An 11,923-nucleotide genomic window follows, 5' to 3' on the forward strand; every position below is an offset into this window, starting at 1 on the left:
ACCCTGACTTACTGAACCGCATGGTCTAGTTGTAGACTGCCTCCAAGAGATAGTCCAGCAACAGGGAGGCGTGCGCGTGATCTCGGAGTTTATTAACGAGTGGTTCGATGCTCACCGTGCGGAGGTCATCGCGTGGCGGCGCCATATCCACCGCAATCCGGAAACGGCGAACCAAGAGGTGGAAACCACCAATTACATCGCGAATATCCTTGCGGATTACGGGCTTGAGCCGCAGCGCTTCCCGCACACCGGCCTCATGGTAGACATCGGCCCGGACACGGAGCTTGGCCGCTTGGCCTTCCGCGCCGATATCGATGCCCTGCCCATCACGGAGGTAACAGGGCTGGAGTTTACCTCCGAGAAGCCCGGGACCATGCACGCGTGCGGCCACGATGTGCACACTACCGTGGCGCTCGGCTTGGCGTGCGCGCTGGCGGATTTTCAGCGGGTTAATGAGCTGGAGCTGGGCATTCGCGTCATCTTCCAACCGGCAGAGGAGGTGTGGGTCGGCGGGGCCACCGACGTTATTTCTTGGGGCGCGTTAGAAGGCGTGCATTCCATCTTTGCCATCCACGCCGAGCCGAAGTTGCGCGTGGGGCGCATCGGAATCCGCGCCGGGGCCATTACCTCCGCAACGGACGTAGTGGAGCTCAAGATTAAGGGCCCGGGCGGGCATACCTCGCGCCCGCACCTATCCGCGGACGTGGTCTATGCGCTGGGCAAGGTTATTACGGAGCTGCCGGCGCTGCTGTCGCGCCGCGTCGACCCGCGCACCGGCACGGTTTTGGTCTTTGGCCAGGTCAATTCCGGCTACGCCCCTAACGCAATCCCGGAAACCGGCATGCTGACCGGCACGATGCGCACCGCCGATATCACCATCTGGCGCCAGATGCAGGAACTCTTCGCGGAGTTAGTGGATCAGATCCTTGCACCGGTAGGGGTAGAGCACGAATTGTCCTATAACCGAGGTGTCCCGCCGGTGCTTAACGATGACGTCGCTACCGCCATGCTCGCTTCTGCCGCACAGTCCATCGACCCGCAGGCCGTGGTTCAGGCCCCGCAGTCTTCCGGCGGGGAGGACTTTTCCTGGTACTTGGAAAAGGTACCCGGTTCCATGGCGCGCCTTGGTTGCTGGTCCGGGGAGGGGGAGCAGCACGATCTGCACATGGGCGACCTCATCGTGGATGAGCGGGCAATTGGTGTGGGCATTAAGCTTTTTGGGGCCGTCGTCGAGCAATTTATGGGGGAGAATGCGCAGGCGGACTAACGCGCTGGGGTTACCTACGGGTTAGACTCGTAGGCGACTTTAAAAGTGGAGCCTATAAAGGAGCAATTGCGTGTTGAACCAGACCAAGCGAATTGTCATCATCGGCGGTGGCCCAGCGGGCTACGAGGCAGCGCTGGCTGGCGCCAAGTACGGCGCGGAAATCACCATCATCGAAGACCAAGGCATGGGCGGCAATAGCGTGGTCTTGGACTGTGTTCCCTCCAAGTCCTTCATCGCCGGCGCCAATATTAAAACGGACTTGCGCCGCGCGGATGACATGGAGCTGAACGAGGGCATCGGCAAGGCACAGCTTTCCATCAGCGCGCTGAACCAGCGCGTGCAGGACCTAGCGGCTAAGCAATCCGGTGATATCCGCAATACCATGGATTCCCTGGGTGCCCGCGTTATCGATGGCCGCGCGCACTTCCCGGAGGATCAGCAGGCCGATGCCTTCGGCGGGCACAAGGTCACCGCGGTCTTCAACGAGGATGGCCACGAGGAGACGCTGGATGCGGATCTCGTCTTGGTTGCTACCGGCGCCACCCCACGCATTTTGCCCGGCGCCCAGCCGGATGGCGAGCGCATCCTGACCTGGCAGCAGGTATATAACCTCACCGAGCTGCCAGAGCACCTCATTGTGGTGGGTTCCGGTGTCACCGGTGCCGAGTTCGTCTCGGCCTTCGCCGAGCTGGGCGTCAAGGTCACGATGGTGGCCTCGCGCGATCGCATCTTGCCGCATGATGATGCCGATGCCGCCGACGTCCTCGAAACCGTGCTGAGCGAGCGCGGCGTGGAGCTGGAAAAGAACTGCCGCGTGGAAACCGTTAACCGCACTGAGGACGGCAACGTGCTGGTCACCACGCAGGACGGCCGTGAGATCCATGGCTCGCACGTCATCATGTCCATTGGTTCCGTCCCGAATACCAAGGACCTGAAGCTGGAAAACGTGGGCGTGGAAACCGCGAAGTCTGGCCACATCCAGGTAGACCGCGTCTCGCGCACCAATATTGCCGGCATTTACGCAGCCGGTGACTGCTCCGATCTCTTCCCGCTTGCCTCCGTGGCCGCGATGCAGGGCCGCGTGGCGATGTACCACGCGCTCGGTGAAGGCGTCTCGCCGCTGCGCCTGAAGACCGTGGCTAACGCGGTCTTTACCCGCCCGGAGATCGCCGCGGTCGGCTTTACCCAGGCCGAGATCGAGGCCGGTGAGGTCGCCGCCCGCGCCATTACCATGCCGCTCAATACCAACCCGCGTGCAAAGATGCGTTCGCTGCAGCACGGTTTTGTCAAGCTATTCTGCCGTGCTACCTCCGGCCGCGTGATCGGTGGCGTCATCGTCGCGCCGACCGCCTCCGAGCTCATCCTGCCGATTGCGATGGCGGTGACCAACCAGCTCACGGTGAACCAGCTGGCCGATTCTTTCGCGGTCTACCCATCGCTTTCCGGCACCATTACCGAGGCCGCCCGCCGCTTGGTGGCCCACGATGACCTGGAATAAACCTCGTTCCTAGAACGTGGAGTAGGCCTGCTCTGCAGTGCGGTTGAGCTCGATTTTGATCGGCCTATCTGCCTCCGGCAGGGCGCGCTGCGGACAGAATTCGCGGGGGCAGGCCGTACAGCCTGGGCCAATCGGGGTGGCGGCGGAGATGTCTAGGTTCAGGGCATCGGCATATACGATGCGATCCGCCTGGGTGATATCGCAGCCTAGGCCTACAGCGAATTCCTTGCGCGGCGTACCCCACGACTTGGCCGTTCCCTGCACGAAACGCCCGATCCACAGGTAAGCATGGCCGTCTGGCATGGCGGCGACCTGCCGGGTAATGCGGTTCGGGGTTTCAAAGGCGCGGTGGACTACCCACAGGGGGCAGGATCCACCAGAGCGCGCGAAGTGAAAGGCAGTGGAGGACTGCCGCTTGGAAATATTGCCCGCGCGGTCGGTGCGGATGAAGGAAAACGGCACGCCCTTTAGCCCTGGGCGCTGGAGCGTGGCGAGGCGCTGCGCCGTTGTTTCAAACCCGGTTCCAAAGTAGTTGCATAGCAGGTCGATATCGTAGCGGGTATCTTCTGCCATGCTGAGAAAGCGCTGGTAGGGCATGGTCACCGCCGCCGCGAAGTACTGCGCAAGGCCCAGGGTGGCTAAGTCTTGGGATTCACCTTCGGGCAGTTCAGATACGAGGTTGTCGCAGATATCGCCGTAGGCCAGCAGGCAGTATTGCAGGGCCATCTCAAAGACCAATTGTGCCTCAGATAACCCATCGCGCAGCGAGAGCTCGCGCGTGTCTGGGTCGAAGCTCCGCCGAGGGCCGGGCCTGGAAAAGCGCACCGTAACCCCCAGATCCTCATGCATCCGGGAGGCGAGCCGGCCGCGGCGCAGAACGCGATCGCCCAATTGCCCGGCTAGTTCCTCTGCGAGCACATCGAGCTCGTGGATGTAATTATGTGCGTCATAAAAGAAATCACGCACCACTTCAAAGGGGGAGGGGTCCGCGGCGGGCGCGCGGGAGGCAACGTCGACAAACCGCGGCATCAACTCGGGAAAGCGGGAGGCGAGATCCGAGAGTGTTTCTTCAGAGGCATCGGGGAAGATGTGGCGGAGTTCGGTAATCGTATGGATATCGCGGTCTTCGGCGAAGTAGCTGGGATCCACGGTGAAGCGCTGGGCTAGCTGCATTAACACGGTCACGGTGAGTGGGCGCTGGTCGTTTTCCAATTGGTTGAGGTAGCTCGTGGATAGCCCGAGTTTCTTCGCCATCGCCACCTGGGTGAGCCCGCGCTGCTTGCGCAAAGCGTGAATCCGTGCCCCCGCGTAGTGCTTGGTCATGCGTCCCCCTCCTTCCTTTAAGGCCCATGCGCTGTGAAAATCACAAGTTTTGCAGATTTCACAAAAGAAGTCCGCTAATTTCCACAAACATTACCTATAGCGTGCACCACATGCAAGCATTTACTGTGATGTGCAACGCATTCTTGATGAAGGAGGACGCAACCAGTGAAAAACCATGAGGTACGCACTCATAAATCCGCCGAGGACTTCCCCTACGAGGAGCACTTGGCGTACAAGGTGGCCGAGGTGGCCGCGGACCCCGTAGAGGTCCCGGAAGAAACCACCGAGATGATCATCAACCGCATCATCGATAACGCCTCCGTAGCTATGGCCTCCGTTGCCCGTGGCCCCGTCACCTCCGCGCGGGTGATGGCAGAAGCCCATCCCGTGGACAAGGGCGGATCCACCATCTTCGGCATCGATGGCACGTATTCCGCGGAGTGGGCAGCACTGGCCAATGGCACTGCGGTCCGCGAGTTGGACTACCACGATACCTTCCTCGCTGCCGAGTATTCACACCCCGGCGATAATATTCCACCGCTCCTTGCTGCAGCGCAGCACAAGGGTCTGAGCGGTCGCGACCTTATCCGCGGCATTGCAACCGGCTATGAAATCCAGGTCAACCTGGTCAAAGGCATGTGCCTGCACGAGCACAAGATCGACCACGTGGCGCACTTGGGGCCATCGGTAGCCGCGGGGCTTGGCACCATGTTGGGCCTGGATAGGGACACGATTTACCAGGCCGTCGGCCAGGCGCTGCACACCACCACGGCAACCCGCCAGTCCCGCAAGGGCCTGATTTCTTCGTGGAAGGCCTACGCGCCAGCCTTCGCCGGCAAGATGGCCATCGAGGCCGTCGACCGCACCATGCGCGGCGAGGGTGCCCCGGCGCCGATCTGGGAGGGCGAGGACGGGTTCATCGCCTGGATGCTGCATTCGCCAGAGCGCACCTACACCGTGCCCCTGCCGGAAAACGGGGAGGCCAAGACCGCCATCCTGGATACCTACACTAAGGAACACTCCGCGGAATACCAGGCGCAGGCGCCCATCGATATGGCCTTTGCGCTGAAAAAGACGCTAGAGGACAAGGGCCTCAAGACGGCGGATATCGAGTCCATCGTGCTGCACACCTCCCACCACACCCACTACGTCATCGGCACCGGCGCGAACGACCCGCAAAAGATGGATCCTTCCGCCTCTCGCGAAACCCTGGACCACTCTGTGATGTACATCTTCGCGGTCGCGCTAGAAGATGGCGTGTGGGACCACGAAACCTCCTATTCCCCTGAGCGCTCCAACCGCCCGGAGACCATCGAGCTGTGGCAGAAGATCTCCACCGTCGAGGATCCCGAGTGGACGCGCCGCTATCACTCCAACGACCTGGAGGAAAAGGCCTTCGGTGGCAAGGCAGTTATCACCTTCAAGGACGGCACCGTCATCGAGGACGAGCGCGCCGTGGCAGACGCCCACCCGCTGGGCGCCCGCCCCTTCGCCCGCGAGCAGTACATTGCCAAGTTCAAAAAGCTTGCCGATGGCGTCGTCGACGAGGCCGAGCAAGAGCGCTTCCTCACCGCCGTGCAAGACCTAGAAAACCTCACCGATCTAACCGAACTCAACGTGCGGGTCAGCGATGAGCACCTCGCCACCGCGCCCGAGAAACCGGAGGGAATCTTCTAATGGCTGGACTATTTGGTTCTACAATCACCAACGCTGAAAAGCGTGCGAACTTCCGCAAATCCATCGAATCCGGATCGATTACCACGCTGCCGGGCGCGTTTAATCCGCTGACCGCCCGTCTTATCCAGGACATTGGCGGTTTCGACGGCGTCTACGTATCCGGCGCGGTGCTGGCTAACGATTTAGGCCTGCCCGATATCGGGCTTACCACCTTGACCGAGGTGGCCCAGCGCGCCGGGCAGATCGCGCGCGCTACCGACTTGCCCGTGCTTGTCGATGCCGATACCGGCTTCGGCGAACCCATGTCCGCCGCCCGCACCGTCGCCGCCCTCGAGGATGCCGGCCTGGCCGGCTGCCACCTGGAGGACCAGGTTAACCCGAAGCGTTGCGGGCACCTCGATGGCAAGGAAGTGGTGGACAAGGAAGTCATGGTCCGCCGCATCAGCGCGGCCGTCAATGAGCGCCGCGATCCTAATTTCATCATCTGCGCGCGCACTGATGCCGCCGGTGTCAATGGCATCGATGACGCCATCGATCGCGCTAAGGCCTATGCCGAAGCCGGTGCGGATCTGATTTTCACCGAGGCGCTGTATTCCCCTGCGGACTTTGAAAAGTTCCGCGCCGCCGTGGATACGCCGCTGTTGGCGAATATGACGGAGTTCGGCAAAACCGAGCTGCAATCAGCAAAGACCCTCGACGGACTGGGATACAACGCCGTGATCTGGCCGGTCTCCAGCTTCCGCGTGGCCATGGGCGCTACCGAAGAATTCCTGCGCGACTTGCAGGAAACCGGTATCCAGACTGAGTGGTTAGAGCGCATGCAGCACCGCTCCCGCCTGTACGAACTGGTCCGCTACCAGGAATACAACGAGTTCGACCAGTCCGTATTCACCTATTCCAAAGACAACTATCAACCCACTTTTGAAGGCTAAGGAGCCAGTGGCCATGTCCGATAAGAAAAACGAAACCCCAGAAATCCGCAAGGGGCTTTATGGCGTCGTTGTTGATGAAACCGCCATTTCCAAGGTCGTTCCTGAGACCAACTCCTTGACCTACCGCGGCTACCCGGTCCAAGAACTGGCCCGCTACTGCTCCTTCGAAGAGGTTGCGTACCTCTTGTGGAATGGCAAGCTGCCGGGGCAAGAATCCCTCATCCGCTTCTCCGCGCGTGAGAAGGCATTGCGTCACCTGGACCGCCACCTCATTGACCTGATCATGTCCATGCCGCAAAGCTGCCACCCAATGGACGTTCTGCGCACGGCGATTTCCTTCATCGGTGCCCAGGATGCGGAGGAATACACCAAGGACTCCGAGCACGTGCGCCGTACCGCGCTCGAGCTCATGGCGAAGATCCCCACCATCATCGCGCTCGATATCCGTCGCCGCCGCGGTGAGGGCTACATCGAGCCGTCCCGCAAGAAGGGCTTTGCCGAAAACTTCCTGTGGATGGTCTTCGGCGATGAAGAAGGCTCCCCAGCGGTAAACCGCGCCGATATCGAGGCCTTTGATAAGTCCCTCATCCTTTATGCCGAGCACTCCTTCAATGCCTCAACCTTCTCGGCACGCGTGGTTACCTCCACGATGTCTGATACCTACTCCGCCATCGTCGCCGCCATTGGCGCTCTCAAGGGACCACTGCACGGCGGTGCCAACGAGGCCGTCATGAAGAACTTCCTCGAGGTAGACGATCCTGCCAAGGCAGAGGAGTGGACCAAGAACAAGCTGGCTAATAAGGAACTGGTCATGGGCTTTGGTCACCGCGTGTACAAGAACGGCGACTCCCGCGTTCCCACCATGGAAGCCGCCTTCAAGGAGTTGGCGGAGCAGCACGACCAGACCAAGTGGATCGAGATGTACGACATCATGGCCAAGACCATGGAGGAAAACACCTCGATCAAGATCAAGCCAAACCTGGACTTCCCGGCCGGCCCTGCCTACCACATCCTCGGGTTCGACATTCAGTTCTTCACCCCGATCTTCGTCATGGCCCGCATTACCGGCTGGACCGCGCACATCGTGGAACAAAATGAGAACAACTCGCTGATTCGCCCGCTGTCCGCATACGTCGGCGAAGACCAGCGCTCCGTTCCACCGAAGTCCTTCTAAACACTCGGCTTCCCGCGCGGTTCGGGCGGTCCGTGTAACCGGGTAGTGAGCCGTCCATGCTCCCCATGCCTGCGTGGGGAGCATTTGCGCATCCTCCTACGCTATATGTGCATCCTTCTACGGTATAACTGAGCGACCCGCGCCCTCAGATGTTGCATTTTCGCCTCAGGTATTGCATAGGAGGATGCGCATGTAGCGGCTGCAGCTCCGGCCCCGACTGCGGCTGCGGATCCAGCTGCGGCTGCGGTACCGGCTGCGAAAAATTTGCCAGATGAAATTTGCAGACTTTGCAAAATTGTTAGGCCTGTTATTACTGGTTGACTGGCAGAAATTGCTTTCGCGGGGTTTAAGTTGCAGGTGAGTGTAGAAAATTCCGTTCAAAAAAGGGATGATAAAAACTATTTTTATCTCTAAACTGAGAGACGGATCACCCCAGTGGGGACATTGCAACGCAGTGTCTTCCAAGTTGAAAGGAACACCCAAGTGGCCAATTCCGCCCTTCCATCGTTCGACAAGATTTTGGTAGCCAACCGCGGTGAAATCGCCGTGCGTGCCTTCCGCGCTGCCTTTGAAACGGGGGCGAAGACCGTCGCCGTCTATCCTCGTGAAGATCGCAACTCCTTCCACCGCGCCTTTGCGGATGAGGCAGTGCGCATTGGTGACGAGGGACAGCCCGTCAAGGCATACCTCGATATCGAGGAAATCATCCGCGCTGCCAAGAAGTCTGAGGCGGACGCAATCTATCCGGGTTACGGCTTCTTGTCCGAGCGCGCCGATTTGGCCCGTGCCTGCGAGGATAATGGCATTAAGTTCATTGGCCCCACCCCGAGCACGCTGGATCTCACCGGTGATAAATCCGCTGCGGTTAACGCCGCGAAGGAAGCAGGGCTGCCGACGCTGCAGGACTCGGAGCCGACTACGGACATCGATAAGCTGGTGGCAGACGCCGGTGACTTCAGCTTCCCAGTCTTTGTTAAGGCCGTCTCTGGCGGTGGAGGGCGCGGTATGCGCTACGTGGAATCGGAATCTGAGCTGCGCGAACGGGCAGCAGAAGCCTCGCGCGAGGCCGAGGCGGCCTTTGGTGATGGCAGCGTGTACCTCGAGACCGCGGTGATTAATCCGCAACACATTGAGGTGCAGGTGCTCGCGGATGCCCAGGGCAATGTCATTCACCTCTTTGAACGCGATTGCTCCGTGCAGCGCCGCCACCAGAAGGTCGTAGAGATCGCTCCCGCGCCGTCGCTGGATCCGGAGCTGCGCGATCGCATCTGCCAGGATGCCGTGAACTTCTGCGAGCACATTAACTATGAGGGCGCCGGCACGGTGGAATTCCTCGTGGACGAGCGCGGCAACCACGTCTTTATTGAGATGAACCCACGCGTGCAGGTGGAGCACACCGTGACCGAGGAGGTTACCGGTGTGGACATCGTCAAGGCGCAGATGAATATCGCCGCCGGTGCTTCCTTGGAAGACATCAACCTGTCGCAAGAAAATATCACCATTACCGGCTCCGCCCTGCAGTGCCGCATTACTACCGAAGACCCGAATAACGGCTTCCGCCCAGATACGGGTACGTTGACCGCATATCGCTCGCCGGGCGGCGCTGGTGTACGCTTGGACGGCGCTACCTCCGTGGGTGCTGAGGTATCGCCCAACTTCGACTCCCTGTTGGTGAAGATGACCTGCCGCGGCACCACCTTCGAGCAGGCTGTGCACCGTGCTCGCCGCGCGCTGAACGAGTTCCACGTCTCCGGCGTGGCCACCAATATCGGCTTCCTGCGCGCGTTGCTCAATGAATCTGACTTCGTCAATACCCGCGTCGATACTGGATTCATTACCGAGCACCCGGATCTGCTCAAGGCGCCACCGGCGGTAGATGAGTCCGGTCGTATCCTGGACTACATCGCGGATGTCACCGTGAATAAGCCCAATGGTGATAGGCCCACCGCGCTGCGCCCGTTTGATAAGCTGCCGGAGTTCAACACGGAAGAGCCGCTCCCGCGCGGTTCCCGCGATGATCTCCTGGAGCTAGGGCCACAGAAGTACGCGGAAAAGATTCGTGCCCAAGAACCATTGATGGTTACGGACACGACGTTCCGCGATGCCCACCAGTCCCTGCTTGCTACCCGCGTGCGCAGCACCGCCTTGGTCTCAGCGGCAGAGGCCGTGGCGCGCTTGACCCCGGACCTCTTCTCTGTGGAGGCGTGGGGCGGTGCTACCTATGACGTGGCCATGCGCTTCCTCCACGAGGATCCCTGGGTGCGCTTGGACCTACTGCGCGAGGCCATGCCGAATCAGAACATCCAGATGCTCCTGCGCGGGCGCAATACCGTGGGTTATACCCCGTACCCGGATTCGGTCTGCCGCGCCTTCGTGCAGGAAGCGGCCAAGTCCGGTGTGGATGTCTTCCGCATTTTCGATGCGCTTAACGATGTCTCCCAGATGCGCCCTGCCATCGATGCCGTGCTCGAGACGAATACCACCGTGGCCGAGGTAGCCATGGCGTATTCCGGTGACCTTTCTTCGCCGAAGGAAGACCTCTACACCTTGGATTACTACTTGAAGCTCGCCGAGCAGATTGTAGAATCCGGCGCGCACATCCTGGCCGTTAAGGACATGGCCGGCCTGCTGCGCCCAGAGGCCGCACACACGCTGGTGACCGCGCTGCGCAAGGAATTCGACCTGCCGGTCCACGTCCACACGCACGATACCGCCGGTGGCCAGATCGCTACCTACTTCGCGGCGGCGCGCGCCGGCGCCGATATCGTCGATGGCGCCTCGGCACCGCTGGCCGGCACCACGTCGCAGCCTTCGCTTTCCGCGCTCATCGCTGCATTCTCCAACTCCAAGCGCGATACAGGAATCGACCTGCAAGCGGTCTCGGATTTGGAGCCGTATTGGGAGGCCGTGCGTCAGCTATACGCCCCGTTCGAGAACGGCATTCCTGGCCCGACCGGCCGTGTGTACAAGCACGAGATTCCGGGTGGTCAGCTGTCGAACCTGCGCGCGCAGGCCGTCGCATTGGGCCTGGCGGATCGCTTCGAGGTCATCGAGGATAACTACGCCGCCGTCAACGAGATGCTAGGCCGCCCCACCAAGGTCACCCCGTCCTCCAAGGTGGTGGGTGATTTGGCGCTCCATCTCGTGGGCACCGGCGTTTCTCCGGAAGACTTTGCGGCGAACCCGACGAAGTACGATATCCCGGATTCCGTGGATCAATTCCTCCGCGGCCAGCTGGGTACCCCTCCGGGTGGCTGGCCGGAGCTGCGCGATAAGGTCCTCGATGGCCGCGCCGAAACCGGTGCGCAGATTAACGATGTCCCGGCAGAGGAGCAGCCGCACCTGGAGTCGGATAACTCGGATGAGCGCCGCGCCAGCCTGAACCGCCTGCTCTTCCCCAAGCAGTTCGAGGAATTCAACGAGTTCCGCCGCAAGTATGGCAATACCGAGGCGCTGACGGATACGACCTTCTTCTACGGCCTGACCGAAGGCGAAGAAAAGGTAGTGCACTTCTTCCCAGAAGATTCCACCGATCGCTCCAACCTTAAGCAGATCGTGGTGCGCCTCGATGCCGTGGGTGAGCCGGATGAGAAGGGCATGCGCAATGTTGTGCTCAACGTCAACGGCCAAATCCGCCCGATGAAGGTGCGCGATGAAAACGCCGAATCCACCGTGGCCACGGTGGAGAAGGCGGACCCGTCCAATGACGGCCACGTAGCGGCCCCGTTCGCCGGTGTGGTCAACCCCACGGCAGAGCCAGGCGACGAGGTCAAGGCCGGCGACCAAATCGCGGTCATCGAGGCCATGAAGATGGAAGCTTCCATTTCCGCCACCAAGGATGGCGTGGTCGAACGCGTGGCCATTGGCCAGGCCACCAAGGTGGAAGGCGGCGACCTCATTGCCGTAATCAACTAGTCTGCACACTCAAGCGCCCCGCTTCCCTCGATTTATCTCGAGGCAGCGGGGCGCTTTGGTGTCTAGCTGTGCTAAAAATCAACGATTTCGTCCATCCAAATGACCGCAACCGTCGACGAAATCCTTGCTCTAGATGG

The 11,923-nt window shown here is 60.7% G+C and carries 7 protein-coding genes; 6 read left to right on the forward strand and 1 reads right to left on the reverse strand.

The features are described 5' to 3' along the window. Positions 1 to 76 precede the first annotated feature (76 nt). Complete coding sequence (locus ACLI1O_RS02725) at positions 77 to 1,267, forward strand: M20 family metallopeptidase (RefSeq protein ID WP_005277354.1); 1,191 nt, start codon at positions 77 to 79, stop codon at positions 1,265 to 1,267. A 70-nt stretch (positions 1,268 to 1,337) separates the two neighbouring features. Next, a complete protein-coding gene (locus tag ACLI1O_RS02730; protein ID WP_005281545.1) occupies positions 1,338 to 2,765 on the forward strand; it encodes an NAD(P)H-quinone dehydrogenase in 1,428 nt (475 codons plus the stop codon). Between the two features lie 9 nt (positions 2,766 to 2,774). Here the strand turns inward: ACLI1O_RS02730 and ACLI1O_RS02735 are convergent, their stop codons facing one another. Beyond that, entirely contained in the window at positions 2,775 to 4,088 is a 1,314-nt protein-coding gene (locus tag ACLI1O_RS02735; RefSeq protein WP_239270042.1) for a short-chain fatty acyl-CoA regulator family protein, read from the reverse strand. Positions 4,089 to 4,253: 165 nt separating this feature from the next. Here ACLI1O_RS02735 and prpD point away from each other — a divergent pair, with 165 nt between their 5' ends. The 4 genes from prpD to ACLI1O_RS02755 all read left to right on the forward strand — a co-directional run bounded on the left by prpD (position 4,254) and on the right by ACLI1O_RS02755 (position 11,786). Then, on the forward strand, positions 4,254 to 5,765 hold the full coding sequence (gene prpD, locus ACLI1O_RS02740) for a 2-methylcitrate dehydratase PrpD (RefSeq protein ID WP_239270043.1): 1,512 nt from the start codon (positions 4,254 to 4,256) through the stop codon (positions 5,763 to 5,765). Continuing rightward, entirely contained in the window at positions 5,765 to 6,697 is a 933-nt protein-coding gene (gene prpB / locus ACLI1O_RS02745; protein ID WP_239270044.1) for a methylisocitrate lyase, read from the forward strand. The genes prpD and prpB overlap by 1 nt, the downstream gene beginning before the upstream one ends. Positions 6,698 to 6,710: 13 nt before the next feature. Continuing rightward, a complete protein-coding gene (locus ACLI1O_RS02750) occupies positions 6,711 to 7,871 on the forward strand; it encodes a bifunctional 2-methylcitrate synthase/citrate synthase (RefSeq protein ID WP_239270045.1) in 1,161 nt (386 codons plus the stop codon). Positions 7,872 to 8,354: 483 nt separating this feature from the next. Next, on the forward strand, positions 8,355 to 11,786 hold the full coding sequence (locus ACLI1O_RS02755; protein ID WP_284771789.1) for a pyruvate carboxylase: 3,432 nt from the start codon (positions 8,355 to 8,357) through the stop codon (positions 11,784 to 11,786). Positions 11,787 to 11,923 lie beyond the last annotated feature (137 nt).

This window comes from Corynebacterium sp. LaCa78 (assembly GCF_046717505.1).
Classification (GTDB): domain Bacteria; phylum Actinomycetota; class Actinomycetes; order Mycobacteriales; family Mycobacteriaceae; genus Corynebacterium.